This window comes from Kordia sp. E (assembly GCF_056033805.1).
This window is the reverse complement of sequence record NZ_JBRASR010000002.1, coordinates 1,416,974-1,443,720: the sequence shown is the minus strand read 5'-3', so window position 1 is coordinate 1,443,720 and position 26,747 is coordinate 1,416,974. Positions and strand designations below refer to the sequence as shown.

Below are 26,747 nucleotides of genomic sequence, written 5' to 3'. Positions count from 1 at the left end.
ACTTTACTGAAAGAGTGGAAACACTAATTGGCAATACGTATAAATGCGTAAAAAGCAAAAATCCCGAAGCAAATGCTTTAGGATTTTTTACACTCTCAATATTAATTCTTAGTGTGAAAACGTAGGATTAATTAAAATAGTTGTGTTGAACGTTTGGCAACCATTGCAAGTTGCATAGCACGTTTCGTTACAAGTATTACATGAATTACACGAACCGTGGCACGTATAAATACATGAATTTCTAGTAACAATAATAGTTCCAGTTATAAAAACATTTCTTCCTCCTTTTAATTCTGAGATAGACGTTTTGTTAAGTTTCAGTGATTTCAATTCCTTTTTTTTCATGATACATAATTTTATGGTTTATAGTATCTATAAGGTTTAAAAAAAAATGTCTTTATGAAAGAGGGAAAACACCATTAATGTATACATATAAAGGTATAAAAAGCAAAAATCCCGAAGCAAATGCTTTGGGACTTTTTTATCGCGACTACTTATAGTGTTACTTCTTCCGCAATAATTCTAAATATATCAACCTCTGGAAGTAATGTTTGTAATTGTAAAGCAACTGAACTAAATTGAGGATCTGCTTTCAGTTTTGCCCAAACAATTTTAATATATTTATTGAAGCTATCTCTATCTCTTTTTTTATAATCTGGTTTATCTTGTACTAAAACCAATACTTGTTGAATAGTTTCTCTGGCTTGGCTAAGTTTGGTTTTTATAGGCTCGTGCAACGTTGTCAATACACCATGTGCTACTTCTAAACATTCTGCAGAAACCATGAATTGCTGTTTTCTTTTTTGTGGAACATCTTTTTGTTGTGACACAAATAGTTGATTTCTTAAAATGCTTATTCGACTCGATTCGGCAAACCCAAACTGTTTCAACACTTCTTCATTTTCTGAAAGCCAACGCTCAATCTCTGCAAAAAAGCGGGAAGATTTGGAGCGAAGCAATTCAGAAATTAACCCAACTTTCAAAATTGAAGTTTCAAAAAAAGTGTCTTTTTCTATAATACTTGTTTTCATCTGTTTATTTTTTTATTTTATTAATTCTGTCAGATGGAATTACGCATCTAACTGATATTTTTATATGAATGAATGCGTGAATCTATGATTTCGTCAATAATCACATGAGGTATTATCAACAAATTATTATGACTCATTTCATGGTTTCTTTGGTTTAAAATTATACGAATCGATTTTATTCGTAATTCAATACTTGTGTAGCATTTCCATCTGCATCAACATCAGTTGTCCATTCCATCGCATCATCCATAATATTTACTTTGATGTTAATCATACTTGCTGGATCATTAATTTCTTTTAATCGCTGTGTTTCCACAATCACTGGAAGTGCTTCTATTTCATAAGGTCTTTGCTGTAAATTGCTTTCAATCTCAGGAACAATTTTCGCAAAGAATTCTTCTCGTGCAATTTCTGAACTCACAAAAACATATGATGCTTCAGCAAATTTAGTAGCTGCTGTGTTTACGGTTACTGTGTAATTATTTTGTGTTGATTCTGATAAAGAAGTTGTTCTAACAGCTTGTGTATCATCTGTAGTTTTTATAGTAGTACTTGATTCAGCTGTTGGCGTAGCTACCTGATTTACTTCTTTTGCAGCAACTAACTCACTCGCAGCATCTGTAACTAATGTTTCTGTTTTTACTGCTAATTGTGGCTTTACACTTTCTACAAAAGTTGTTTTAAAAGGATAAAAACTTAAATACACTTTTTCAAATGCTTGTTCGTATACCTCTTTAATTTCTCTTTCTGTATAATCTCTTGAAGTTGCTTGCGTACTATCAACAGCAACTGGAATATTTAGTTCAACGTTTTTGATACGAATATTTGGAACAGAAAAATGCTTTAACATAGGATTGTTTACATACTCATCTGCAATTGCCAACGTTTCAATATCCGACTGTACTTTTGCATTTGTTATTTCCTTGTAAATCTTTCCTATATAATCTTTTAATGTAATCATGACTTTGTTTGTTTTTAGGTTAAGGAAACCTCCGAAGAGGTTTCCTTAAATAGTTTAGTGAAATAAATCTAAGCTTCAGTGATAGATTGCTCAAGCATGTCTAATACTCTACTCATTCCTGCTGGAATTTCGTCTTGTACTGCATGAATTCTAACATTCATACTATAAGTACGAGTTGATTCATCAGAGTAACGAGATTTCTTTTGGTACGAGTAACTACCTTTGAAGTTCAATCTTCCAAATCCCCAACGCAATTTCAAATCAGCACTTAAGCTCAATTTGTGTGCAGTTGATGTTTCGTACTGCGTTACACTAGAAATTTTTGCATTAAAATCAATAGTCGTGTCTGCAACACGTAAAAAAGGAATTGGGACAATTGTTAGTAACGGCGTTGTTAAGGTTACTAAAGAAGTGGCTCCATCAACATCTTTTAAATATTGAAAAGAAACATTTTTAACGGTTCCATCATCATTTAAACCTACTTCGTTGATAAAATCTACAGTAGATAAAGCTGCTGCTGCTTGCGCATCAATAACTGCTGTTAATGGTCTACCTAACATCGCACTAAAGTTGATGTTAGCTATTTCATTTGGATTAACTGGCATAATTGTAATAATTAAAATTTTTAACCTACTCTTTTTTAAAGGCTTTTCGGCTTTCTCCTTAGGCTGTGAAAATTATCGCGCAACAATTCTCACATCATTTTAAGCTTAAAATTATACTCTTTCGAAAGAATTACAATGCAAATATAAAACATATGTTGCAATAACACAAACATATTACAATAATTATTCAAACAATATTACATAAAATTTGTAATATGTTGTAAAATGCTTGATTTTAAAGAAAATAAAGAATTGGAAATCTGTATTTATGAAGAATTTTACAGATTCAGTTTAAAAAGTATCGCAAATTACATAAAAAGGACATACATATGTTTCTAAAAACAAAACATATGTTGTAGTTGCAGTAAGTTTAATGAAGTTATTTAATAGCCGTCGTTATTTCACTTAAGAATTTATTGAAATCTGTACCGCTGCTGCCAGCCAATCCAAAACGAACAACAACTAAATTTTTAGAAGGAATAATATATACACGTTGTCCTTGATAGCCGTTTGCCGAATACATATCTTTTGGTACATCGGGATGAAAACCTCCAGCATTTAGCCAAAAATGAGCTCCATAACGTCCATCAGATGTTGGTGTCGGTTTTGTTACATAATCAACCCAAGAAGTATCAAATAATTGTGTTCCGTTCCAGTTTCCTTTGTGTAAGTATAACAATCCAAATTTTGCCCAATCGCGCGGTGTTGCCCAACCATAAGAAGAACCTACGTAGTTTCCTTCCATGTCTGCTTCTATTAGCATAGAATGCATTCCTATTTTATCAATAAACTCATCATAAGGAAAGTTTAAATAATCTTGATGTCTTTTAAATTGCTTTCGCAAGATTCCAGATAGCAAGTTTGAAGTTCCTGAAGAGTAATACCAGGTTTCATTTGGCTTTCCAACTAAGGGTTTGTCAACTTGCGATTTGGTCATATCTTTTTCAAGAAACAGCATTTTTGTCACATCAGATATTTTACTATAATCTTCTTCCCAATCCAAACCGCTATTCATTTGCAATAGATTGTGAATCGTAATTTCTTTTCGTTCATCATCTTGCCAAGCTTCTATCGGAGCCTTGTCCCAAACACTCAGTTTTCCTTGATATTGTAAAACTCCATACATGGTACTTATCAAGCTTTTTGTCATAGACCAACCCAATATTTTAGAATCTTTATCAAAACCTTCAGCATATTGTTCAGCTAGTATTTGATCTTTATATATAACTAAAACAGCGCGCGTTTTTTTGATATCTTCTCCATCCACTTTTGTAAAAGCTTCTGTAACCGCAGTATTAATTTGATCGTAATTTACATTAGAAAATATAGTATCTTTTTGCTTCATGCCGCCATATGGATATGACGTCATGCGTGTTATAGAACTTCTATGTGGTATTGGTGTTTCTTGCGAAAGATCGTAATCATCGTTGATTAAAACACTTCCCAAACCTTTTCTGTAGACAGCTTTGCGCGTCATGAATCCGTAAACAGAAGCAGAAGCCATTTTTTTACTTGTATCTACAACATCATCCGCAATATTAATAGGTCCAAAGCTATTATCTGTAGCATCGGTAAATTCGACACTTCTTCCTGCTACAAATACAGATGAATTCATACTTTTTGCAGAATATCCAGAAATAATATTCAAACGAGAATAATTAAATGCTACTACAATTCCTAAAATGAGAACAACTAGTATTACAGTTATTTTTAATGCTTTTTTCATATCAAATCGATTTCAATACTCAAATATATTAAAATGAAATTTAGTAATGACACATATAGTAGTGTTTTCCCTTTGCAAGAAATAGGAAAAACACTCAACTATTTTATCTATATACCTGCTCACCAACAAATTAAAACTACTGACCTTTATAAAACTGTTACGTAACGGTGAAAAATTATAAACCTTTAAAACAAAAACCATGAAAAAAAAGAAGAAAAGCTTAAAGAAATTGTCATTAAATAAGAATGTGATTTCAAAATTAGAAAACGGTCAAATTAGTGGTGGTACAGGATTTACAGTTTGGATTTGTCCAGTTGTAACAGTGTTCAATTGTCCTATTTTGACGCCTGCGTGTCCTATTATAACAATCAACAATTGTCCAATTCTAACGATTGACAACTGTCCTATTTTAACAACAGATTGTTCTTTAGCAGGATGTCCAAGTGATCGTTTTTGCATTTAATTACAATTAGCAATATTATTGAGGAGCTACTGTAAAAAGTAGCTTTTTCTTAACTTATTAACACATTACAACCATGAAAAAAAAGAAGAAAAGTTTAAAAAAGTTATCATTAAATAAAAACATGATTTCAAATTTAGAAAGTGACCAAGTTAGTGGAGGAACTATTCTTACCGCACTATGTCCAGTTACAATTTTTTGTCCAACACGATTTTGTCCGACAAAATTTAATTGTCCAACACTTTTTAACTGTCCAACATTAGGAAATTGCCCAACATTTGGTGCGTGCCCATCATTAGCTGGCGGATGCCCAACAACTTTTTAATTATAAAAAGTGTTTAAATTATATGAAGTCGCTGTAAAAAGCGACTTCTTTTTTTATTTATATTTTGTTTCAGGAAGTGACATCGCTTGCGGATATTTTTTAGCACGACTCACCTTGTAGTCTGCTTTTGCTTTATCCATTTGTCCTAATTGCTCATAGCAATAACCTCTACTATATTCAGCTTTTCCGTCACTAAAGGTTTTTGCAGCAATAACTACACTTAAGTTTTTAATTGCTTTTTTGTAATTTTTCTGAACTAAATCAATAATTCCAATGTTTTGAACAGATAAATAATCTTTAGGGTTTGTCTTTAGAATTTCTTGAAAAACCACACGTGCATCTTCATACTTTTGAGTTCTGAAAAAGTTGAATGCAGCTTGATGTTTCGCTTTTATCTCTTCACTACTTAAATATGATTTGAATTTTAATTTATCTAACACTTCTCTTTTAGCAAGAAGTAATGTATGACTGTACGCATTATACACCAATGCAGTATCTATCACTGCTAACATTCGCTTGCTATCTTTTGTTACATTATAAATAGTATTGGCTTTTTGTTTCCAGGCTTCTACATCTCTCGGACTGTATTTAGAATACCGATTCATTACTCGCATTAAGTTAACGGTATCTTTTTCTTTTAGATATATTTTTCTAAGAATGTCATAATTTGCTCTAAATCCTGGATAGTCGCCAAAGACACTCTCTGAATAATATTTAACGCTATCAATATTATCGTAGATGTTAAGATAAATTTCAGACTTGAAAGCTTTTACTAAAAAAGCATCTTTATTATAGTTTTCAGAAGTGTACAAAATTTCTAGTGCGTCTTCATACTTTTTTGCTTTAACAGCATAATTGGCCAAATAAACATTTTTTACTGTTCCAATATAACTCAATTGTGGATAATTAGTCCATCTTTTCTTTATACTCGCATATGAGTTTTTTAATTTTTGGTCTGTAAATAATGTTTTTCCAGTTAAATCTTCTCGCATTGTTAGTTGCAATTGATACGACTTAAAAACTAAGTAATTGGAAGCTATGCTTGCAAAACTAATTAAGAATACACCTCCAAGAAGCAGAAGGTGTAGTTTTGTTTTGCTTGTCTTCTCTAATACAGAAGTTTCTTTTTGCGAAAACAATAATATAAATATTGCAACTAGCAAAAAATACAGCTGTATTGGCGGACGCTCTAAAGGAAAGTTTAACAACGCATCTAATGTATACACAATAGCAGATCCTAGAATTATAACCAATATAAATTGTTTTTCATACTGCTTTTCGCGAAGAAACATTTTTATAAATAAAATAAAAAGAAATACAAACAATGACACGTATAGTATGAATCCAAAAATACCTGTTTCTGCCAATTTCTCTACAAAGTCATTATGAGCTCGCCTTGGATTCGCAAAAAGTCCTTCTCGATGCGAGAAATCAACATAATGTTCTTTTTTTCCAACTGCTTTATAATTTCCATAACCAACACCAAGAATAGGATTTTCTTTAAATCGGATGTATGCTAAATTCCACAGTGTAAATCTTTCAGAACCCAACTGCTTTTTTTTAATTTCTACTTTTACATCTTTGGGCACTAAGTCTTTAATATTATCTACACCATATGTAACAGCATCTCTTCCTTTAAAAAAGTCTGCTTCACGCGATACTAAAAGTTCATTTATAGAATTTCTAGAACTCTTGTCCAATCTATTCACATTCAACACTAAAAAGCCAGAAAGAATAGGTGATAATATCAAAATTGCAATTTCTCGTTTAAAAGGTAATTTATGCTTTATAACTCCATATATGAGATAGGTAATAAAAAGGAAAAGTATAATTGATGTAGACAATAAAGCAGTTCTAACTGAAGCAAAAAGCAATGCTAATAACACCATAAGTACGACAACACCTGAAATATATTTCCAAACTTTTTTAAAATAAATGAAGCCATAAACAACAAAAGGAAACTGAATAGCAAGATAAGCTGCATATATATTCATGTTTCCATAATTATGTGGAAATAATTTTAAAAACCCGTGTGTTCGCGGACTGCTATAATTTCCTATAAAAAATAAAATTGCTTTCCCAGCAAAATAAGCAAGAATGATCGTAACTGCCTTGCAAGTAAAATTAAAAAAATAGCTAGGGTTTTGTCTAATAATAAGATACAAACAATACAGTGCTACAATAATATTCACCAAGCGTGATAGATGCACTAGACTTTCGCTAACGTTGACTGCATTAAAGATTGATAAACATCCAATAGTAAAAAAACCTAGAAATAGAAGTAAAAAGGTTTTGAAGTTTTTATGAAATGAGAAAGCATTAAAAAAGGTGCTATTTTTCGCTATAAAAAATAAAGCTACTACATTTAATAAGGATACATATAACCACTCTGGAGCATCATAATCCATAGCTCCCATACTAGGTATAAAACCAATGAAAAGATACAGCAGAAATAAAATTTTAGAAATCGTAAATGTCGAGTTTTCAGAAACTGTACTTTTTTGGTTATTCTTATTTTTTTGCATTGATATCGTTTTAAAAGAAATGGCTCTAATCTCAAAATTATAAGTCACGCATTATCAATTAATTCTGTATGGAAATGACCTACGAAAACAAAATACGCGAAAAACTTGAAATAATATGTCTTGTTTTTTCAAAGAAACTTGAAATCTCGTTTAAAAGCAAAAATATATGTTAATGAATGTTACAATTACAACTGATTTCATCTAAAAAGTGACAACGCATTCTATGAATAGTTAGTATCTTTGTACAGATAGAATTCAGACTATGTTAGACATTCAAAAAATACGAAAAGACTTTCCAATTCTTCAACGAGAAGTAAATGGAAAACCCTTAATATACTTCGATAATGCGGCAACTTCGCAAACGCCACAACACGTAATTGACTGTATTGCAGACTATTATTCAAACTACAATGCAAACATTCATCGTGGAGTACACACGCTTAGTCAAGAAGCGACAGATGCATATGAAGAAGCACGTATAAAAATTCAGAAACATTTCAATGCAGCTAAACCGCATGAAATGATATTAACTTCTGGAACAACAGACAGTATCAACTTAGTTGCAAACGGATTTGCTTCGCTTTTACAAAAAGGTGATGAAATCATTGTGTCTGCTTTAGAGCACCATTCAAACATTGTTCCTTGGCAAATGTTGTGCGAACAAACTGGCGCTATCCTTAAAGTGATTCCAATGTTTGAAGATGGAAAGCTAGACATGGAAGCCTATGTTTCATTATTAAATGAAAACACAAAGCTGGTCTTCTGTAATCATGTTTCCAATGCTTTGGGAAGTATTAATCCGATCGAATTTATCATAGAAAAAGCACATGAAGTAGCTGCAGCCGTATTAATTGATGGCGCACAAGCTTCTCCACATATAAAAGCAGATGTACAAGCGTTAGACGTAGATTTCTATGTAGCTTCTGCACATAAAATTTGTGGTCCAACTGGTGTTGGATTACTATACGGAAAAGAAGAATGGTTACAAAAATTGCCTCCATACAAAGGTGGCGGTGAAATGATTGATCAGGTTACCTTTGAAAAAACAACCTATGCTGGTTTGCCACATAAATTTGAAGCAGGAACACCAAATATTTGCGGTGTTATTGCTTTTGGAGCTGCGCTAGACTACATGAATGCTATTGGTTTTGAAGCCATTGCAGCTTACGAACATGAATTATTGGAATATGCTACGGAGAAATTACTAGCTATTGGCGATATAACTATTTACGGAATTGAAGATAAAGTAGCCGTAATTTCGTTTAATATTGAAAACATTCATCCGTATGACATCGGAACCATTATAGACAAACTAGGAATTGCAGTTCGTACAGGACATCATTGTGCGCAACCAATCATGGATTTTTATAAAATTCCAGGAACGGTTCGTGCTTCGTTTTCATTCTATAATACGAAAGAAGAAATTGATACATTTATTGAAGCGATCAAAAAAGCAAAAATGATGCTTTCCTAATAAAAGTTCAAAAAATACCATTCAACTACAGAATCGACCCATTGGTCGATTCTTTTTTTTTGGAATACATTTAAAATAGTAGTGTATTTCATCGACAACCACACCATTTCCCACTTGTAGCTTAAAACTCAGAATTGTTGTGTTTGCAACAAAGTTGCATTAAAATTGTTATTTATCTAATAAATTAACTGATTTGTTATATGATTAACAAAAAATCATACATTTGATCGATTTTAACACAAAAACTTAATTAAAGAAAATTATGAAAAAAATTTTTCTAAGCATGATTGCTCTAGCAGCAATTACAGTATCATGTAGTGACGACCAGACTGCGGATGCAAACGAAATACCACAGGAAGCAGTAGATATGAGTGACTTTTACTTGTACACTGATAATGAAGAGAAAGCAGCAGGCGGATGTTTTAGTATGCAAAAACTAAATCAGCAACTAGAAAAAGATCCTAAATTATACCAAAGAATGTATGATTTAGAGAAAAAGTACAGACAAGACATATTAGCTAAAAAGCCTGGAAATGGTAATGGAAACGGAAATAACAACGGCGGCGGCGGCGATCCAGAACCACCAACAGACAACATGGGTGTAGTATCCATTCCTGTATATATACATGTAGTATATAGCAACAGTAATGAAAACATCAGTGATGCCCAAATTAACTCTCAAATGACAGTTTTAAATGACGATTTCAGAAGAGCTAACGGTGATGCAAATCAAACACCATCATTATTTGCTCCTGTAGCAGCTGATACTGAAATTCAATTTACTTTAGCTGGAGTTTTTAGACATTCTAACTCTAGAACTTCTTGGGGAACGAATGATGCTGTAAAAGGATCGTATCCACCAGTAACACCTTCAACTCACTTAAACATGTGGGTATGTAATATTGGAGGAGGAATCTTAGGATATGCACAATTTCCTGGAGGAAACTCATCTACTGATGGTGTTGTAATGTCTCCACAATATTTTGGAACAACTGGTTATGTAGCAGCTCCATTTGACGGAGGTAGAACAACTACTCACGAAGTTGGTCATTACTTAAACTTACGTCACATTTGGGGAGACGGAAGATGTAACAGAGATGATTTTGTTTCTGACACACCTTCATCAGACAGACCAAACTACGGATGCCCATCTTTCCCAACAACTCACTGTCGTTCAACAGACATGACAATGAACTATATGGATTATACAGATGATGCATGTATGAACATGTTTAGTGCAGGACAAAAAAGCAGAATGCGCGGTGTATTAGTTTCAGGTGGAGCTAGAGAAAACTTAGTAAACTAAGCTATAGTTAAAGTGCTAAATTTAATATAAAAGACGCCAATATTGGCGTCTTTTTTTTGTATCATTATGTTATCAATTAAAAAATGTATCTCATGAAATTTCTATTTTGTTTATTCTCTATGTTTTTATTTGCTGAAGGTTGTAATGATAATAATTCAGAAACAACAGTAAAAAACGCTGAAGATGATATTGTAATTACATATGAAGCATTATCGAGAGGTTTTTATGAAGAAATACAAGTTTCCAAAGCTTCTGTAAAGACTACTAAAGATAGAAACAAGCAACAATATAAAACATCCGATTGCAATACTGAAGATTGGGAAGAAATTTTATCACTACTAAGCAAAATTGACGGTGAAAAGATAAAAACCCTTGAAGCACCTTCTTCTAAACGCTTGTATGATGGCGCTGCACATGCTGTGTTAAAGATAAAATATAAAGAAGTCGAAGTTTCTTCTAATTCTTTTGATCATGGAAATCCTCCAAAACAACTGAAAGCTTTGGTAACAAAAATACAAGCAATGGCAAAAGCAGTTGAAAATCAGTAATAGTTGTTGTATTTTTGCGTCTAAATAGAGAATCGTGTAAACGAAGACAAAATGACGATACAAGAGATACAAGAAGAAATAGTAGACGAGTTTGCCATGTTTGATGACTGGATGCAACGCTACGAGTACATGATTGACCTTGGAAAATCACTTCCACTTATTGACGAAAGCCTCAAAAAAGATGAAAACCTCATCAAAGGTTGTCAAAGTAAAGTATGGGTTCATGGTGATATGGTTAATGATACGATTGTATTTACAGCTGATAGTGACGCTATTATTACCAAAGGAATCATTGCTATCCTCATCAGAGTATTTTCAAACCAACATCCTTCTGCAATTATTGAAGCAAATACAGACTTCATTGACGAAATAGGGCTGAAAGAACATTTGTCTCCAACTAGAGCCAACGGATTGGTCAGCATGATTAAAAAATTAAAGTTATATGCAGTAGCATATCAAACACAATTAAACTAGAAAAAATGTCTGAAGTTACCATAGATGCAAATGCCATGGGCGAAAAAATAGTTCGTGTATTAAAAACAATTTACGATCCTGAGATTCCAGTAGACATCTACGAATTAGGGTTAATTTATGATGTTTTTGTAAACGAAAACTCCGATGTAAAAATATTAATGACACTTACGTCTCCAAACTGTCCAGTAGCAGAAACGTTACCTTTAGAGATAGAAGAGAAAGTAAAATCATTAAAAGAAGTAAACAACGCTATCGTTGAGATTACTTTTGATCCGGAATGGACGAAAGATTTAATGAGTGAAGAAGCAAAACTAGAATTAGGCTTACTATAAAACATGGCAGAAGAAATTATCAATAGAGTTGCGCAAAGCAAATTAGTTACAATTGATCTAGAGGATTATTATCCTGATGGAAAACGTGTCCTTTTTGATATTTCTGATTGGTTGACGGAAGGTTTAATTTTACGCGAAAAAGAATTCCGTAAACATGTTGCTGAATACGATTGGTCGCAGCATCAAGGACAATACATTTCATTAATTTGTTCTACAGACGCCATTATTCCTGCATGGGCATATATGTTACTAAGCGTACATTTGACACCTTTTGTCGAAAAGGCAATAATTGGCACACTTGATCAGTTGGAAACGGCAATTTATCAAGAAATCATTACCAATTTAGATGTTTCTGCATACAAAGATAAACCTGTGATCATAAAAGGTTGTGCAAACAAACCTATACCAGACAATGCGTACGCGATGATGACAGCAAAATTACACAACATTGCCAAAAGTGTTATGTATGGAGAAGCTTGTTCTTCTGTTCCACTCTACAAAAAAAGATAATTCTTTCAATTTATTTTTTAATTCACTGGTTATCATAAGTTTAATTATTTTATGATATTTTTGTGAAACAACACGCAAGGAGTATATTTGCCGTCGCAAAACCTAAAATAAATAAACATGAAGAAAATCATATTTGCAATCGGATTATGTTTAGCATTTACTTCGATGAATGCACAAACCAAAGAAGAATTAAAAGCTCAAAAGGCAGAAAAACAAGCTGCAGCTGATGCTTTACAAGGAGAAGCTAATGCTATACAAGCACAAATTGATGCACTTCCAGGATGGAAAAAAGGAGCATTTGGAACTATTGGAGGAAGTCTTTCTCAATTCAACGATTGGTATTCACAAGGAACACCAAACGTTTCATCTGGGAATATAGGATTTACTGTAAATGCTTTTGCCAACTTAAATCAAGAAAAGTTTTTCTGGAATAACAGTGCTAATGTAAACTTAGCTTGGGTAAAGTTTGATGATAAAGACGATCCAACAGATGATAAGAAGTTTAGAGAGTCTACTGATGTATTCAACATTAGTTCTTTATACGGACGTAAAATCACTGAAAAATTTGCAATCTCTGGATTAGCAGAATACAGAACAACAATCTTAAGCAACTTCAACGATCCTGGATATTTAGATGTAGGTGTTGGTGCTACTTGGACGCCAATTACAAACTTAATTGTGGTAATTCACCCATTAAACTACAACTTTGTATTTAGTGATAATGATACTGTTTTTGAATCTTCTTTAGGTGCAAAAATTGTAGCAGACTATACAAGAAGTTTCGGAGCTATTAACTTCAAAACAAACTTATCTATGTTCCAAAGCTACAAGAGTAGTGATTACTCAAATTGGACATGGACAAACTCATTTAGCTACACATTGTGGAAAATGATTGGTGTTGGTTTCGATTTTGGTTTAAGACAAAACAAGCAAGAAGCAGTAAACTTCAATCTTGCACAAGGAAATACAACAACTACATTTGATAATGTAGATAACAAATTACAATCATACTGGACATTTGGTTTAAGTTACAACTTATAAAAAACTGTCTTTTTAACATATAAGAAAAGCGTTCCTAATTGGAGCGCTTTTTATGTTTATATTGGTACAGTTCTTGATGCAATTCATTTTTTAAAATTAAGAACTAACGTATATGAAAAATACACTAACCATCTTCGTATTATTTCTAAGCACATTCCTATTTGCACAGGAAACACATGAAATGGCAGCAATAAAAGCTGCTATAAAAAATCTTCCAAAAGCTCAAACAGATACCATTCAAATGGGTTGGAATTCTAAAGGAAAAGTATCATTCCTTTTTAATCAGGCTGCCTTCTCAAATTGGGCAGCTGGTGGCGAAAATAGTATTTCTGGAACATTAGGGCTCAATTACAATTTAAATTATCATCGAGAAAACTGGGATTGGGATAATAGAGTTGTTGTTGCATATGGTTTAACACAAACAAAAAATAGTGAATTCGTAAAGAAAACTGACGACCGTTTTGAAGTAAACTCTGTTATTGGTAAAAAAGGAAAGAACAACTGGTTTTACTCTGGTTTTTTTAACCTTCGCACACAAATCACCAAAGGCTATCGTTATGACACCGACGAAAATGGAAAAGAAATTCGCATGGAAAACACCAATTCTTTTTCTCCTGCATATGCTTCTTTTGGTCCTGGGGTTTTATGGAAAAAAAGTGATGATTGTAAATTTAATATTGCGCCAGGAACTTCTAAAGTGACGATTGTTGATAGTGATCTTACACTACCAAACGAAGAATATTTTGGTGTTCTTGAAGGCGAAAGTTTACGCTATGAACTTGGCATGTACGCTTCTGGTTATTACAAATTGACTTTACTGGATAACATTGTCATGGAAAATATCTTAAATGTATACGCAAACTATTTAGAAAAACCTGAAAATGTAGACATCGACTACAATGTAAATATTGTCATGACAATCAACGAATATTTTTCTACAACGGTAAATTTTCAAACTATTTATGATGATAACGCTTTCAATGGGTTGCAAACACGTGAAGTTCTTGGCTTAGGTGTAAATTATGCTTTCTAACAATCGCTGATTCATAAATTCGAGAATTTAAAAATTAAAATACGAATCCTCTTCAAAAATCAACGCCTGATAAATAACAACAAACGCTTCCTCATTTATAGCGAAAGAACACACAGACATACCATAGATTTGAAAAAACTTAACTAATTCAAAATTATGAGATCAAAAAAAGTACTTTCAACATTATTGACATGGCTACCTTCTATAATACTACTATTGTTTTTTATTCCAAATGCATTAGACAAAATACTACATCCTAATCAGACAGGAAAAGCTATTACAAATAGTACTATATTATTTAGCACTGGACTATTTTTATTAATTGCATCGATTCTATTTTTATATAACAAAACTATCCTTATTGGCACTACTCTTTTAGCCTTATACATGACACTTATTGTATGTATTCATATGTATAAAGGAAAGCCTTACGAAGTAACCATGCTTATTGTTATGGCAACGACATTTGCTGCATATATTAGGAAGCCGCAATTGTTTCATAAAGAATAGAATTGAAAATCATTCGTGAATTCACAGCAACATCTCGATACAATTTTTCTTCATTTCATTACTAAAAATCACTCGATGTGACGCTTTGAGTACTAAATTTTGTCTAAGCTTACAACTTCCGACAATACGACAATTATCGATTCTATTGTTTTTTTATCTATGATCTCTTTAAGTTATTTGTTTCATTACTAATTCTTAAAATCATTTATTATGAAAAAAAAATCTTTAAAATATTTATCTCTTAATAAGTCTATAATTTCTAATCTCTCTAAAATCAAAGCTGGAAGTGGAGAAGAAGGAGATACTGTTAGACATGATGAAACAATTTATGCTACTTGTGAAACGTATGACGAACAAACGAATGACATTGCATACGAAGATCCTGGTAGATTTACCAACCAAGCTCTTAATACGTTGTGTTGGATATGGTAATATCTTATGCATCATATCTTTTTCTACTATCTAGCTAGATACATTTAATTTAATATCAATTTCAAAATTATTTATCATGAAAAAACAAGCAATGAAAAGTCTATTTCTTAAAAAGCATACTATTTCTAATTTTAAATCATCAAAAATAAAAGGAGGAACAGGAGATGAAGCCGGAGATGTTATAGGTGATGATGATGATGTTATTGATCCACCACCACCGCCACCAACTAATTCATGTGCAACACGAGGCTGTTGGAGCATGAATCGGATATGCGTATAATATTTAAGCGGGTTTAGGCTCGCTTTTTTATATCTACAACTTGCGAATTTTATTAAAATCAAGGAAATACGTCATTTTCAAGGAAAGTGTATTGCTATTATCTTGCTGTAAGGTATTTTTCAAATTAGTTCCGTAACCTGAATTGATTTGATTGTTGAATAAATTTGCGCCTAGTTTGTAGTTAAAGCTGAGTTCACTTGCTGGCGCAAATTGCCAACGCGCAGTATAATCAACAGTAAAAGAATTGAAATTATCATCAAAGTCATCTGGATTGATTGTATAATTATTTCGATCTAAATTCCCTTGATTGTTCAACGTAAATTGATCATCATAATCAACTTGAATCCAGTAATGACGTACGCGTACATTCATGCTTAATTTTGAATACACAGCATAATTTGCTTCAAAAGTGTTTGTTAATTCTTGGATGCTTCGTTTTCCAAAAATCAACTCATCATTTTCACGAGTTACAAATCCGGCGTTGCTTGGAATGTTGGTCACATCTTGACTGAAGTATAAAGAAATATGTTGTCCCAGTTGTGCTCGAATTCCATAACCGCCAATGTATTCATCTGAAAAAATTTCAGAATTCAATGTCTTTACATACACCGCATAACCAGCGAACGATAAGTTCTTATTGCGATTTGTTTGATACTCTGCAAAATATTCTAACTGAGCTGGCTTGTTAAAATTTCGATCTTTTGTACGTGGTTCAAAAAAATCTTGACGCTTTTCTATATATGCAAATGAGCCAAAAAGCACACTGTTATTCTTAAAAGTTGCATCACCTTGTAGTTTATAATACGCGAATTCTTTTTCAAACAAACTGTAATAATAACGTTGCGAATGATCAATTCCAATGGAATACTGATTGAACCATTTTTTAGGATTGTTGTTTCTGTAATTTAAATTTCCACGCACACTAAACTGATTGTTACGCGTTAAAAATCCGAAGTCATTATTATCAAACTTTTCATCATATAAATTTGCCGAAACACCGCCTGTCCAATTTCCGCTTACTTTAGACAAATACGCATAATATTGGTGTCCGAATTCATCTTTTTGATCTGAAAAATATTTCTGTGAAACTGCTTTCTTCACATACAATGAATAGGTGCGTTCTTTGGTATATCCACGAAATAAAATAGCTGATAAATTACTATCATAATCGTTTCCACTTCGCCAAACAGAATTATTTAAAAACGTAATTGAAGAATTATTTTTTAAAGTTTGATCTAACACTAAGGCATTATAATTCGTAAACGGATTGGTCTGTTCGTTTCTAAATTCGTTTGTCGAGGTATTTCTAATTTTTGCTTCACTTTTGGCTGTAATTCCGTTTAAAAATCCAACAGAAAACCCTTTAGATGATTTCCCCGTAATCTTTACCAAGTTCAAGATATTAGCCGCAATTGGGTTTTCTATAATTTCTTCATCTTCATTTAGAGAGATACGATTCTTATTAATTGGAACACCGCCAATTCTGCGTGTATATAAATAACCACCTTTGTCAAAAATCTCCGTTCCTTCAATAAAAAACTGTCTGTTTTCATTGAAACGAACTTCAAAAGGCGATAAATTAAATATTTGATTATCTGATAATGCCTGACTAAAATCTGGAATTAACGAAACATCTAGTGTATACGAATTGTCATGCACATACTTTACGTCCAAACCGCCATTTAAAGTCGTTTTACTTTCTCCATTTGGGCTTTTTTCATTGACAACCGACACAAATGGATAGAATGATAAGTTTAACGGTGGCGTAATTTTTGGCAAACCTTCCAATGTTCCAAATTGATTTAAATAACCGTCAACTTCAGGTTTTATGGGACTCCAATACGATTCTTCATTTAGTTTTGAAGCAATTCGTTGAAAGTTAATTTTGAAATTATCCATCATTTCTTTTGGAAAACGAATACTATTAAACGGAATTTTCAACTCGGCAATCCATTTATCATCGTACAATTTTACAGCACTTTCCCAAACCACATTAAAGTTTGCATAACTATTATTTTGACTCAGTTTTATATCCGATTGTACATTCGCAGCAGTTACTGTAAAGTCATAACCTTCACGCGTTTCGCCAAACGGATCAATTTGTATGGCAAAAACATCCGCGTTTCCAGTATCATCTCGTGCAGATAATTGACTGTTAATTTCATCTTTGTTTTCCACATACATAATTCCCAATACGTACAAATAACTATCATCATATAACACAGAAACTTTAGTGTTTCTAACGGAAGTTTTTCCATTATCAGGTCGTGTTTGTATAAAATCTCCTGTGATTGCATGCTGTTTCCAGTCGGCTTCGTCGGCAATTCCATCAATGGAAATTTCGGTAGTTATTTTATGTGCTTTTATGGTTTTCTGCGCATAATTTTTTAAGCTAAAGCAAAGAAATAAGCAGCTAAGTAAAAGTTGTTTTTGATTGATGAATGGTTGCATGATGATTGTTTTTTTTTGATACTGCAAATGTGAAGAAGTCACGTGGATAAACAGGTTAAGCACGAGTTAACGCGTAGTTAATGTCCGTTAACAACAAAAGTTGTAATTCATTAACACACACTCAAAACACCTATAAACACTGCAACTACAAGCTATTTTAAGGTTAATGATCGGTTAACGATTCGCTTTTTTATGGCTAACACTTGCGTTATTACTACTTTTGAATTGTTGAATCTGACAAAACAAACAGTCAACTATCTCAAAACAAATTAGCGAGGTATATGTCAAGAGGTTCACAATAATAAGTAGAGGTAAGCCTCGGAGCATTTAAATCTCGATTATCGAGTAAAACCATCACCAACTGAATGAAAAATAAAATCACCATATTAATTATTGCTTCTATTGCAACATTGATTGCTTTATCGGGTATTCAAGGATATTTAATAGAGAATGCGTATCAATTAGAAAAGAAGTTATTCATTCAGGAAACGGATGAAGCTATTTCTGATATTGACAATCATTTAGAGTTAGATTCTTTAACAGATGTTATAGGTGATGAATTGAAAGAAAGTTTGAGCGATTATAAAAATAAGCGTATTTCAAAAGCTCAGGTAATTCATAAAGTAAAAATTAAAGGTGATAGCGTAAATCCACAGTATATGGAACGCTATAATAAAGAATTGGACAGTATTGATTTAGGTTATAAAATTCGTTATCAACGTAAAATAACAAGTATTGTAACTTTTGACGGGAAAAAAGCTGACACTATTTTTCCGCTTCCTGAACAGCGAAATCTGATCATTTTAGGTGAAGTGTTTGAAGATGAAAACTCACAAACTATTAAAAGTGCGCGTACGTTTGCAGAGTTTGAATTTATAGAGAAAGTAAATGACAGCGTCTTTGTAAATACTATTGATTTAGAGATTAAAACCAAAGATGTTATTTTAATTACGGATTGGAAAAGTATTGTATTTCGTCGTATGGCAACCTTACTTATTTTCTCAGTATTACTATTTCTTTTTGTAGTTGGATTGCTCTATTACTCAATTAAAAACTTAATTAATCAGAAGAAAATTACGGAGATCAAAACTGATTTCATCAATAATATTACACACGAACTCAAAACGCCGCTTGCTACTTTGAGCGTAGCTTCAAAAAGCTTGAAAAATAAGGGAATTCAGAATACACCAGAAGCATTTGAAAATACGTTACATATTGTTGATAGGCAGAATACGCGATTACAAAAACTCATCGATCAGGTATTAACCAATAGTATGAGTTCGGAAGATATTGTATTGTCTAAAGATGCAATTGTTGATACTATTTATTTTAAAAATTTAGTAGACGATTTTAAGCTATCAACACAGCAAAAATCTTTAAAGTTAATCAATGATGTATGTGAAGAAGAAGTTGTTTTACGCATTGATACATTTCATTTTACAACTGCTTTATTAAATATTTTGGAGAATGCCGTGAAGTATGGAAACGATGAAACAGAAATTCATCTAAAAACAAGTTTGAAAAACAACAAATACGTGATTGAGATTCAAGATAACGGTTCAGGGATTTCTGAGAAAGATCAGGCACAAATTTTTGACAAGTTTTACAGAGTCAGTCACGGAAATGTGCACGATGTAAAAGGACTAGGTTTGGGATTGTATTACACACATCAAATTGTACATGCACATCAAGGAAAAATTACAGTTCAAAGCGAACTCACAAAAGGAACCACTTTTATAATAACTATACCAATTAACTAATGCAAAAAACCAAAGTTTTACTCGCAGAAGACGATTACGATTTCGGAAGTATTTTAAAACAATACTTAGCCATTCACAATTTTGAAGTGATTTGGGCAAAAGATGGTAAAGAAGCCTTGGCATTTTTTACGGCAACCGAACATCAAGAAGCAAATGCATTTGATATTTGTGTGTTTGATGTAATGATGCCAAAATTGGATGGTTTTTCATTAGCTGAAAAAGTGATTCAATTTAACCCTGAAATTCCATTTATTTTCTTGACAGCCAAGAAGATGAAAGAAGATAAAATACGAGGATTAAAACTCGGAGCCGACGATTATATCGTCAAACCATTTGAAGCAGATATTTTAGTATTACGCTTACAAAACATATTGAAACGAACTCAAAAAACGAACATTTCATCAAAAAACGAACAAGAATATTCGATCGGGAAGTATGTTTTTGACACTGTAAACTATCAATTGAAACTCAATGGAGAAACCCAACGAATTACTGAAAAAGAAGCGCAACTAATTCAGTATTTCTATGACAATAAAAACCAAATGATAAAACGAGAAGACGTTCTCGAAAATGTTTGGGGAAGTGATGATTTCTTTTCAGGACGAAGCATGGATGTATTCATTAGCCGACTTCGGAAGTATTTTAAGAAAGATGCAACAATCGCTATTGAAAGTACACGCGGTGTTGGATTGACTTTTAAGATCATCAATAAATAATAGACATCAAAAATCATTAAACAAAGAACAAATGAACCGAGCATCAATCTCAAAAGCTTCAAACTAATTGAAACCTTTAGGATGCGAACACATTTGACAATTGAAAAACATTAAAAAACGAACAAATGAACCGAGCATCAATCGCAAAAGCAACAAACTAATTGAAACCTTTATGATGCGAACACATTTGACAGTTAAAAATCATTAAACAAAGAACAAATGAACCGAGCATCAATCGCAAAAGCTTCAAACTAATTGAAACCTTTACGATGCGAACACATTTGACAATTAAAAATCATTAAAAAAACGGACAAATGAACCGAGCATCAATCGCAAAAGCAACAAACTAATTGAAACCTTTACGATGCGAACACATTTGACAATTGAAAAACATTAAAAAACGAACAAATGAAAACTTATTTTATAACAATTATATATATCGTATTTGCATGCACATTTAGCAACGCACAAGAGCCACCAACGCCGCCATCGACGCCATCAACATCAAATTCAAGTTCAAGTTCACGTACAACGACAAGAAGTTCTACACAGACAGACAATACTTCTATTTCCATAAGTTATACGGAAGATGATTATAAGCTACGCGCTCGTTTTCCTAAAAATAGATATGAAAAACTAAAGGCACTTATTCAAAATGAGCTAGGTGGAAAAAACATGGATATTGGCAGAGGATATTCAAAATGGAGCAATGATGAAAAAGTGTATGAGATTAAGTTAACAGAAAAAAGTTTGAGAATCTGGCTTGATTTAACGATTGCTTCTGAAGAATTAACTGAAAAATTTACGGCATTAGGAGAAGATGCTAAGATTATTATTTCTGGAAATAATGCTAATGTTGAAAAAGAACGTATGCAACGTGAAGCGGATCGTATGCGCCATGAAGCAAATCGTATGCAATATGAAGCAAAACGTTTGGAACGCCAAGCAAAACGTGTAGAGCTTGAAAAGGAACGCATAGCAAAGCGAGTAGAAAGAGAAGTAAAACGCGAAACAGCACGTGCAAAGCTTGATGCTAAACGTATTGAAAGAGAAGCAAAACGTTTGGATATGGAAGCAAAACGTATTGAAAAGGAAGCGCGTCACAAAGGTGGTGTTGGCACACACATTAAACGTTTGTTGAGCGATTCTAAAACAATGTATACAGCTAATGCTGGAAAATCATTGAATTGGATTTGGCCAGCTGCACAAACGAAATTAATAAAAAAGCTAAAAGCAGACGGACTTATTGATTCGGACAATGAAATTACGTTGACTTCCGAAAGAGATAAATTGTATGTAAATGGAAAACAATTGTCGGAACGCCAAAATGAATCGTATAGAAAATTGTTTTTGGATGCGGGAATTCAATCAAGTTCAGATTTTTCATTTTATAAAAAAGAAAACCATATTGTAGTGATTGGCTTGAATGCAAAAATCAAAAAAGTATTTCAGGATTTACACAATAAAGGATTTATTACTTCTACGGACGAAGCTGTTAAATTACTAATTGATGGAAACTCAATTACACAAAACGGAAAAGTATTATCAAGTAATAAAGTGGCAACATATAATACTATTCTTCGTGATAACGGAATTATTCCTGCACCAGGAAAGTTTATTGAAATGAAAAAAGCTGGGAGTTACCGATTGGGTTATAGCTTAGGAAAAAACGGAATTGTTGGTACGTGGATTGAGGAAGATTAATGCTGTATTGACATACATAAAACACAAAAGCCTTTACCAGAGTTGATAAAGGCTTTTGTGTTTTACATGTTATTTGTTTCTGGTTATTTTACTTTTTCTTCTTTTTTGAAACTTCTTCTGCCATTAGTAAAGCATTGTAGGCATTCACTATTTTTCCTGATTTGGAAAGTGAGCTGAATGGGACGAGTTCTTTTTCTTTACTTGTGGATGGCTTATTAACCATAATGTCATACGAAATACCCGATTTCATAATGATTTGTTTTACTTCGGACACAGTCAAATTTGGATAATACGAAAATAATAAACTTGCCACACCACTTACAACTGCGGATGATAATGAAGTTCCTGTATCGGTAGTCATTCGCCACCTATTCAAGCACGAAATTTTTGTGCCAGGTGCAAATATATCAACTTCTTGTTTTCCATAATTAGAAGATCCTTTCACTAACTTCACACCTAAACTATATGAAGTATTTCCAACTTTAATGAAGTTTTTTACAAATTCAATACCATCTATTCTAGCATCATTTGGATAATTTTCAATTTTGTCTAAATCATAACTATCATTTCCTGCAGAAGTAACTATTAATACATTATGATCTGCGGCATATTTGATCGCATCATATACCCAATGCGGACGTAATGAAAAATCCTTTCCAATACTCATATTAATGACCCTTGCTCCATTATCTACAGCATAACGGATTGCCAATGCAATATCCTTATCATGTTCATTTCCTGAAACAGAAATACTTAAAGGCATTATCTTAGCTTTATCATTGACCCCTTCTACTAAGGTATCATTTCTTGTAGCTGCAATTATCGAGGATATTTTAGTGGAATGACTAAACTGTTGGAAACCTTGAATATTATTATTCCCATAAGGAATATCACTTAGGTCATCCGTATTGTCATTAGTTAAATAACGTTCATTGAAATCAAAATTAAGCTGATAATCAATTGTTTCTTTATAGAATCTTATTTGATTACTCATGGTATTTAAAGAGTGCTTATATTTTTTATATACTATAAGCTGCTGTAATTTTTCAGCCTCTTCTTTATTTTTTAAAGTCAGTTTTAAAGAATCTAATCTTTCTATATTATATGGTTCTTCAATATCTGGTATATATTGCTCAAGTATTTCTACTCCCGCAATGAAACGTTTTTTAGCTATTTCAAAACTATTTAAGTCGCTTCGAACCTTATTTAGTTTAGTGTTATATGCTAAATATGCATTTTGATATACTTGAAACTCTCTTTTTTTTTGCTCAGAAACATTCTTTGATGAGTTAATATTTTTAAATATAGAGTCATACTTTTTTATAATACGTACATATTCAAAATAATTATAATATCTAGCTCTTCCTCTTTCTTCTTTGTTACTTCCTACATAATTCCAACCATGTATATCATCCACATAACCATTATTGTCATCATCAATATTATTATCTGGAATTTCGCCTTTGTTTACCCAAATCTGATTTTTCAAGTCTTCATTGTCTATATCTAATTCAGTATCAATAATAGCAACGATTATAGTATCGCCTTTTTTATCTTTTAGAAGTTCTTCATATGCTTTATCTAAACTAATACCAGGGATAGAATCTGTATAGATATCCTTAAAATGCCAGTCTTTCTTGTCTTCTTTGGTGAGTGCTTGTTTTTTGGAAAATATTGCACTTGAAGTAGCATTAACCTGTGTTTTTTTAGAAGCACATGCAATGATGAAGCAACAGCATAAAAGTAGAATGATTGATTGTAATGATTTCAAGAAAAGTTATTTAAATAGTAAATATAAGAATACGTTATTTAATATTCTTCTAAGGTAAGTGTTCCTTGAAAATCTTTTTGTTGTGTGTATAATTCAAAACCTAAAAAACTCCAATGTGTTAAACCACTAAAATCATATGAAAAACTATCATCATCATTTGAATTTATAATTACATCCAATAATTCCCATTCATGACCTCCGATAAATCCATTGTATGTAGTTTGTACTGAAATAGGGGTAAACTTCCCATTATTGTCTTCTTTGAAATTAATAATAGCAAGTAGTGTTGATGCTAAATTTTCTTCTATTCTAATAACTTCCGATCTACCATTATTTGTTTTGATTGCTTCGTCATAGGCAAATGTATATGTGCTATTAAAGTCTTTTTCTTTAGCATTAAACATACCCAAAATGCCTATTACAAGAATAACAATAATTGGGTTTCCATATTTGTTATTGAATAACTTTTTGCCTTTTGTAAACAGGCTTAAAACCAATGCAAAAAATAATATTACAAAAGCTGCATTGAGAAGTGACCAAAAGATGTACATGTGTTATTCTTTTTTATTGCCAAAAGCAGCTTCCGTATCTAATTTAAAATCGGGATGACCTGTTTGCCAGAAGGCAAAAGAAAAAATATTTGCATAATCTACATGAATTTTATTTTGAGTAGTATTTATTCCTCCATGTCCAGAATCAGTATCTACTAAAAATAGAATCGGTAATTTCGAATTACTAGCATCCAGAAGTTTTGCTACAAACTTTGCTGGATCCCATGCTACTACTCTACTATCTTTTAAACCTGCCATTATTAATACTGCTGGATATTTTTTTCCCTTTTTTATATTATGATACGAATCCATTTCTAATAAAGCTCTAAACTCTGTAGAGTCTTTTACAGTGCCAAATTCTTTTATACTGTTTAACCCATTTGGTTGTACTTCAGAACGTACCATGTTCATTGCTGGAGCTAGTCCAATAACTACTTTAAATAAATCAGGACGTTCCGTCATAGCTCTCCCCGCCATAATACCTCCTGCACTTGTTCCCCAAACCGCTGTTTTCTCTGAGGTCGTATATTTTTTTTCTATCATATACTCAGTTACAGCTATTAAATCTTTCCATGTATTAGGTTTTGTAGTTTTCATTCCTGCTTTGTGCCATGTATCTCCTTTTTCTCCTCCTCCTCTAACATGCGGAATTACTATAATACCTCCTTCTTTAGCCCATAATAAAAAACTTGTTGAGAAAAATGGAGATACTGAAGAACCATATGAACCATATCCATAGAATAAAGTTGGATTACTTTTATCCTTTTGAATTCCTTCCTTGTAAATAAGAGATATGGGAATCATAACCCCATCATGAGAAGGTATTTCAATTTCTTCAATTGTCAAATCCTCAAAACCTTCAGGTAAAATAGAAGGGTTGAGATTAAGTTTAGAGAATTCATTTTTATTAATATCATATTTGTATGTAATCGATGGATTTACCCACCCTCTTGATGTTACCCATAAATCGGAATAATTAACACCTTGATTTCCTATAAATAATTTACTAGCTGGAGCTGGCAAATTAATTTTTTGAGTAATGTTATTTTTAACATTAAATAGTTTTGCTTCAATACCATTTTTTACCAATATATAAAATAATCCATCTTTGGTTATTTGAAAATTAGAAATAACAGCGTCTTTTTTTTCGTCTACAATTACTTCAGGGTTTTCAAAATTAGGAGAAAGTATAGAGGTTTTACAAATTTTATAATTGGAAGCATTTTTTGAAGTTAAATAAACTATATCTTTATTAACAACTACAAATTTTGATATTTTCTCATATTCTGTATATAACAATTTCCATTTAGGCTTACTTGAATTAATTTCGGACTCAGGCATATAATACATATTCTGATAATCTGAAGAACCTGAAATCTCTCCAAATAAATAACCATCATCTTTGGAATAATTGTATACAATGGGAAAATCTTCAATCTTAATATTCAATTCTGAGTTATTATTTTTGGATAAAATATCTACTCCTGTATTGTTATCAATTTTATAGAGAAAAGATTTAGTTTCTAACCAAAAATTACTATCATTTGGATCTGTATATGGTAAATAAGAACAGATAAATCCTGAATCATCAGAAAGCCAGTAAATGCCTCCCACACTAGCGGGAGCAGCGTTTGAATATACATTAGGTAAAACAAGGCCTGTTTTGGTATCAAGAATAATTATTTCAGAGATTTCATTTCCTTTTTCAGAAAGGCTTATAGCAACTTTAGTACCTTCCCAATTAGGTTTTATATAATTTATTAAATAGTCTTTTTTAGAATGATCTTTTATGTCTTTGCTTACATTAAAAATCTCTTTTTCTTTTCCAAGAAGACTATCTCTATAGTATAAATTAAATACGTTTTCCTTAGCGAACTTTTTTAAATAAAAATATTTCCCAGAGTATATTGCCCTAATTTGTCTTACACTATGAACTTCACTTTCATCAATCTCTTTTTGAATTTGGATTAAACGATTTCTTCCTATTAAATGTTCAATTATATTTTCTGCATATAAATTTTGTTCATTCATCCAATTTAAAACAGTAGTATCTTTTAAATTTTCCAAATTTCTGTATGGATCATTTAATTCCATACCATGATGAATATCTACAACATTTATTCCTTTTATAGGCTTAGAACGATATACTTGTTTTTCTTTGGAACAAGAAGTTACAAAAAGTATGCTAAGGAAAAGATATATTAATTTTCTAACCATACTT

26 protein-coding genes are annotated in these 26,747 nt (G+C 32.1%); 16 read left to right on the top strand and 10 right to left on the bottom strand.

Features of this window, described 5'->3' with window-relative positions:
• Nucleotides 1-108: 108 nt before the first annotated feature.
• The 5 genes from ACUUYC_RS09450 to ACUUYC_RS09430 form a co-directional block, all read right to left on the bottom strand.
• On the bottom strand, nucleotides 109-345 hold the full coding sequence (locus ACUUYC_RS09450) for a hypothetical protein (RefSeq protein WP_474265474.1): 237 nt from the start codon (nucleotides 343-345) through the stop codon (nucleotides 109-111).
• Between the two features lie 149 nt (nucleotides 346-494).
• Nucleotides 495-1,031, bottom strand: coding sequence for a hypothetical protein (locus ACUUYC_RS09445; protein WP_474265473.1), 537 nt, complete (start codon nucleotides 1,029-1,031; stop codon nucleotides 495-497).
• Nucleotides 1,032-1,206: 175 nt separating this feature from the next.
• A complete protein-coding gene (locus ACUUYC_RS09440; protein ID WP_474265472.1) occupies nucleotides 1,207-1,992 on the bottom strand; it encodes a hypothetical protein in 786 nt (261 codons plus the stop codon).
• Nucleotides 1,993-2,060: 68 nt separating this feature from the next.
• Nucleotides 2,061-2,597: a DUF2589 domain-containing protein gene (locus ACUUYC_RS09435; protein ID WP_474265471.1), complete on the bottom strand. Its 537-nt coding sequence runs from the start codon at nucleotides 2,595-2,597 to the stop codon at nucleotides 2,061-2,063.
• 379 nt (nucleotides 2,598-2,976) lie between these two features.
• A complete protein-coding gene (locus tag ACUUYC_RS09430) occupies nucleotides 2,977-4,323 on the bottom strand; it encodes a serine hydrolase domain-containing protein (protein ID WP_474265470.1) in 1,347 nt (448 codons plus the stop codon).
• Nucleotides 4,324-4,522: 199 nt separating this feature from the next.
• Between ACUUYC_RS09430 and ACUUYC_RS09425 the strand changes: the two genes are divergently transcribed.
• Nucleotides 4,523-4,786, top strand: a complete 264-nt coding sequence (locus tag ACUUYC_RS09425; protein ID WP_474265469.1) for a class I lanthipeptide — start codon at nucleotides 4,523-4,525, stop codon at nucleotides 4,784-4,786.
• A gap of 73 nt (nucleotides 4,787-4,859) precedes the next feature.
• Nucleotides 4,860-5,108, top strand: a complete 249-nt coding sequence (locus ACUUYC_RS09420) for a class I lanthipeptide (RefSeq protein WP_474265468.1) — start codon at nucleotides 4,860-4,862, stop codon at nucleotides 5,106-5,108.
• Nucleotides 5,109-5,161: 53 nt separating this feature from the next.
• On the opposite strand, the gene ACUUYC_RS09415 is transcribed toward ACUUYC_RS09420, so the two are convergent.
• On the bottom strand, nucleotides 5,162-7,633 hold the full coding sequence (locus ACUUYC_RS09415; protein WP_474265467.1) for an O-antigen ligase family protein: 2,472 nt from the start codon (nucleotides 7,631-7,633) through the stop codon (nucleotides 5,162-5,164).
• Between the two features lie 262 nt (nucleotides 7,634-7,895).
• Between ACUUYC_RS09415 and ACUUYC_RS09410 the strand changes: the two genes are divergently transcribed.
• The 11 genes from ACUUYC_RS09410 (at nucleotide 7,896) to ACUUYC_RS09360 (ending at nucleotide 15,573) form a co-directional block, all read left to right on the top strand.
• Nucleotides 7,896-9,107 carry an aminotransferase class V-fold PLP-dependent enzyme gene (locus ACUUYC_RS09410; protein ID WP_474265466.1) on the top strand — a complete coding sequence of 404 codons (1,212 nt, stop codon included), beginning with the start codon at nucleotides 7,896-7,898 and terminating at the stop codon, nucleotides 9,105-9,107.
• Between the two features lie 262 nt (nucleotides 9,108-9,369).
• Complete coding sequence (locus ACUUYC_RS09405; RefSeq protein WP_474265465.1) at nucleotides 9,370-10,413, top strand: zinc metalloprotease; 1,044 nt, start codon at nucleotides 9,370-9,372, stop codon at nucleotides 10,411-10,413.
• Between the two features lie 92 nt (nucleotides 10,414-10,505).
• Nucleotides 10,506-10,961: a hypothetical protein gene (locus ACUUYC_RS09400; protein ID WP_474265463.1), complete on the top strand. Its 456-nt coding sequence runs from the start codon at nucleotides 10,506-10,508 to the stop codon at nucleotides 10,959-10,961.
• A gap of 51 nt (nucleotides 10,962-11,012) precedes the next feature.
• Complete coding sequence (locus ACUUYC_RS09395) at nucleotides 11,013-11,435, top strand: SufE family protein (RefSeq protein WP_474265461.1); 423 nt, start codon at nucleotides 11,013-11,015, stop codon at nucleotides 11,433-11,435.
• A gap of 5 nt (nucleotides 11,436-11,440) precedes the next feature.
• A complete protein-coding gene (locus ACUUYC_RS09390; protein WP_474265460.1) occupies nucleotides 11,441-11,767 on the top strand; it encodes an iron-sulfur cluster assembly protein in 327 nt (108 codons plus the stop codon).
• 3 nt (nucleotides 11,768-11,770) lie between these two features.
• Nucleotides 11,771-12,277 (top strand): DUF2480 family protein, encoded by a 507-nt coding sequence (locus ACUUYC_RS09385; protein ID WP_474265459.1) that lies wholly within the window; start codon nucleotides 11,771-11,773, stop codon nucleotides 12,275-12,277.
• A gap of 117 nt (nucleotides 12,278-12,394) precedes the next feature.
• Nucleotides 12,395-13,318, top strand: coding sequence for a DUF3078 domain-containing protein (locus ACUUYC_RS09380; RefSeq protein WP_474265458.1), 924 nt, complete (start codon nucleotides 12,395-12,397; stop codon nucleotides 13,316-13,318).
• A gap of 112 nt (nucleotides 13,319-13,430) precedes the next feature.
• Nucleotides 13,431-14,351 (top strand): DUF3078 domain-containing protein, encoded by a 921-nt coding sequence (locus ACUUYC_RS09375; RefSeq protein ID WP_474265457.1) that lies wholly within the window; start codon nucleotides 13,431-13,433, stop codon nucleotides 14,349-14,351.
• A gap of 156 nt (nucleotides 14,352-14,507) precedes the next feature.
• Nucleotides 14,508-14,861, top strand: coding sequence for a hypothetical protein (locus ACUUYC_RS09370; RefSeq protein WP_474265456.1), 354 nt, complete (start codon nucleotides 14,508-14,510; stop codon nucleotides 14,859-14,861).
• 210 nt (nucleotides 14,862-15,071) lie between these two features.
• Nucleotides 15,072-15,293 carry a hypothetical protein gene (locus ACUUYC_RS09365; RefSeq protein ID WP_474265455.1) on the top strand — a complete coding sequence of 74 codons (222 nt, stop codon included), beginning with the start codon at nucleotides 15,072-15,074 and terminating at the stop codon, nucleotides 15,291-15,293.
• A gap of 76 nt (nucleotides 15,294-15,369) precedes the next feature.
• Nucleotides 15,370-15,573 (top strand): hypothetical protein, encoded by a 204-nt coding sequence (locus tag ACUUYC_RS09360; protein WP_474265454.1) that lies wholly within the window; start codon nucleotides 15,370-15,372, stop codon nucleotides 15,571-15,573.
• A gap of 33 nt (nucleotides 15,574-15,606) precedes the next feature.
• On the opposite strand, the gene ACUUYC_RS09355 is transcribed toward ACUUYC_RS09360, so the two are convergent.
• Nucleotides 15,607-18,024, bottom strand: coding sequence for a DUF5916 domain-containing protein (locus ACUUYC_RS09355; protein ID WP_474265453.1), 2,418 nt, complete (start codon nucleotides 18,022-18,024; stop codon nucleotides 15,607-15,609).
• Nucleotides 18,025-18,389: 365 nt separating this feature from the next.
• Here ACUUYC_RS09355 and ACUUYC_RS09350 point away from each other — a divergent pair, with 365 nt between their 5' ends.
• The 3 genes from ACUUYC_RS09350 (at nucleotide 18,390) to ACUUYC_RS09340 (ending at nucleotide 22,204) form a co-directional block, all read left to right on the top strand.
• Complete coding sequence (locus ACUUYC_RS09350) at nucleotides 18,390-19,784, top strand: sensor histidine kinase (RefSeq protein ID WP_474265451.1); 1,395 nt, start codon at nucleotides 18,390-18,392, stop codon at nucleotides 19,782-19,784.
• Complete coding sequence (locus ACUUYC_RS09345) at nucleotides 19,784-20,500, top strand: response regulator transcription factor (protein WP_474265450.1); 717 nt, start codon at nucleotides 19,784-19,786, stop codon at nucleotides 20,498-20,500. The genes ACUUYC_RS09350 and ACUUYC_RS09345 overlap by 1 nt, the downstream gene beginning before the upstream one ends.
• Before the next feature lie 408 nt (nucleotides 20,501-20,908).
• A complete protein-coding gene (locus tag ACUUYC_RS09340) occupies nucleotides 20,909-22,204 on the top strand; it encodes a hypothetical protein (protein WP_474265449.1) in 1,296 nt (431 codons plus the stop codon).
• An 88-nt stretch (nucleotides 22,205-22,292) separates the two neighbouring features.
• On the opposite strand, the gene ACUUYC_RS09335 is transcribed toward ACUUYC_RS09340, so the two are convergent.
• Genes ACUUYC_RS09335 through ACUUYC_RS09325 form a run of 3 tightly spaced genes read right to left on the bottom strand, consistent with a single transcriptional unit; the run spans nucleotide 22,293 to nucleotide 26,743 of the window.
• Complete coding sequence (locus tag ACUUYC_RS09335) at nucleotides 22,293-23,975, bottom strand: S8 family serine peptidase (RefSeq protein WP_474265448.1); 1,683 nt, start codon at nucleotides 23,973-23,975, stop codon at nucleotides 22,293-22,295.
• 38 nt (nucleotides 23,976-24,013) lie between these two features.
• On the bottom strand, nucleotides 24,014-24,526 hold the full coding sequence (locus ACUUYC_RS09330; protein ID WP_474265447.1) for a hypothetical protein: 513 nt from the start codon (nucleotides 24,524-24,526) through the stop codon (nucleotides 24,014-24,016).
• A gap of 3 nt (nucleotides 24,527-24,529) precedes the next feature.
• A complete protein-coding gene (locus tag ACUUYC_RS09325; RefSeq protein ID WP_474265446.1) occupies nucleotides 24,530-26,743 on the bottom strand; it encodes a prolyl oligopeptidase family serine peptidase in 2,214 nt (737 codons plus the stop codon).
• Between the last annotated feature and the right edge of the window lie 4 nt (nucleotides 26,744-26,747).

What these genes read in the sequence shown, in the direction of transcription:
- ACUUYC_RS09450 (WP_474265474.1), bottom strand. Translation starts at nt 345, where the DNA reads ATGAAAAAAAAGGAATTGAAATCACTGAAACTTAACAAAACGTCTATC.
- ACUUYC_RS09445 (WP_474265473.1), bottom strand. Translation starts at nt 1,031, where the DNA reads ATGAAAACAAGTATTATAGAAAAAGACACTTTTTTTGAAACTTCAATT.
- ACUUYC_RS09440 (WP_474265472.1), bottom strand. Translation starts at nt 1,992, where the DNA reads ATGATTACATTAAAAGATTATATAGGAAAGATTTACAAGGAAATAACA.
- ACUUYC_RS09435 (WP_474265471.1), bottom strand. Translation starts at nt 2,597, where the DNA reads ATGCCAGTTAATCCAAATGAAATAGCTAACATCAACTTTAGTGCGATG.
- ACUUYC_RS09430 (WP_474265470.1), bottom strand. Translation starts at nt 4,323, where the DNA reads ATGAAAAAAGCATTAAAAATAACTGTAATACTAGTTGTTCTCATTTTA.
- ACUUYC_RS09425 (WP_474265469.1), top strand. Translation starts at nt 4,523, where the DNA reads ATGAAAAAAAAGAAGAAAAGCTTAAAGAAATTGTCATTAAATAAGAAT.
- ACUUYC_RS09420 (WP_474265468.1), top strand. Translation starts at nt 4,860, where the DNA reads ATGAAAAAAAAGAAGAAAAGTTTAAAAAAGTTATCATTAAATAAAAAC.
- ACUUYC_RS09415 (WP_474265467.1), bottom strand. Translation starts at nt 7,633, where the DNA reads ATGCAAAAAAATAAGAATAACCAAAAAAGTACAGTTTCTGAAAACTCG.
- ACUUYC_RS09410 (WP_474265466.1), top strand. Translation starts at nt 7,896, where the DNA reads ATGTTAGACATTCAAAAAATACGAAAAGACTTTCCAATTCTTCAACGA.
- ACUUYC_RS09405 (WP_474265465.1), top strand. Translation starts at nt 9,370, where the DNA reads ATGAAAAAAATTTTTCTAAGCATGATTGCTCTAGCAGCAATTACAGTA.
- ACUUYC_RS09400 (WP_474265463.1), top strand. Translation starts at nt 10,506, where the DNA reads ATGAAATTTCTATTTTGTTTATTCTCTATGTTTTTATTTGCTGAAGGT.
- ACUUYC_RS09395 (WP_474265461.1), top strand. Translation starts at nt 11,013, where the DNA reads ATGACGATACAAGAGATACAAGAAGAAATAGTAGACGAGTTTGCCATG.
- ACUUYC_RS09390 (WP_474265460.1), top strand. Translation starts at nt 11,441, where the DNA reads ATGTCTGAAGTTACCATAGATGCAAATGCCATGGGCGAAAAAATAGTT.
- ACUUYC_RS09385 (WP_474265459.1), top strand. Translation starts at nt 11,771, where the DNA reads ATGGCAGAAGAAATTATCAATAGAGTTGCGCAAAGCAAATTAGTTACA.
- ACUUYC_RS09380 (WP_474265458.1), top strand. Translation starts at nt 12,395, where the DNA reads ATGAAGAAAATCATATTTGCAATCGGATTATGTTTAGCATTTACTTCG.
- ACUUYC_RS09375 (WP_474265457.1), top strand. Translation starts at nt 13,431, where the DNA reads ATGAAAAATACACTAACCATCTTCGTATTATTTCTAAGCACATTCCTA.
- ACUUYC_RS09370 (WP_474265456.1), top strand. Translation starts at nt 14,508, where the DNA reads ATGAGATCAAAAAAAGTACTTTCAACATTATTGACATGGCTACCTTCT.
- ACUUYC_RS09365 (WP_474265455.1), top strand. Translation starts at nt 15,072, where the DNA reads ATGAAAAAAAAATCTTTAAAATATTTATCTCTTAATAAGTCTATAATT.
- ACUUYC_RS09360 (WP_474265454.1), top strand. Translation starts at nt 15,370, where the DNA reads ATGAAAAAACAAGCAATGAAAAGTCTATTTCTTAAAAAGCATACTATT.
- ACUUYC_RS09355 (WP_474265453.1), bottom strand. Translation starts at nt 18,024, where the DNA reads ATGCAACCATTCATCAATCAAAAACAACTTTTACTTAGCTGCTTATTT.
- ACUUYC_RS09350 (WP_474265451.1), top strand. Translation starts at nt 18,390, where the DNA reads ATGAAAAATAAAATCACCATATTAATTATTGCTTCTATTGCAACATTG.
- ACUUYC_RS09345 (WP_474265450.1), top strand. Translation starts at nt 19,784, where the DNA reads ATGCAAAAAACCAAAGTTTTACTCGCAGAAGACGATTACGATTTCGGA.
- ACUUYC_RS09340 (WP_474265449.1), top strand. Translation starts at nt 20,909, where the DNA reads ATGAAAACTTATTTTATAACAATTATATATATCGTATTTGCATGCACA.
- ACUUYC_RS09330 (WP_474265447.1), bottom strand. Translation starts at nt 24,526, where the DNA reads ATGTACATCTTTTGGTCACTTCTCAATGCAGCTTTTGTAATATTATTT.
- ACUUYC_RS09325 (WP_474265446.1), bottom strand. Translation starts at nt 26,743, where the DNA reads ATGGTTAGAAAATTAATATATCTTTTCCTTAGCATACTTTTTGTAACT.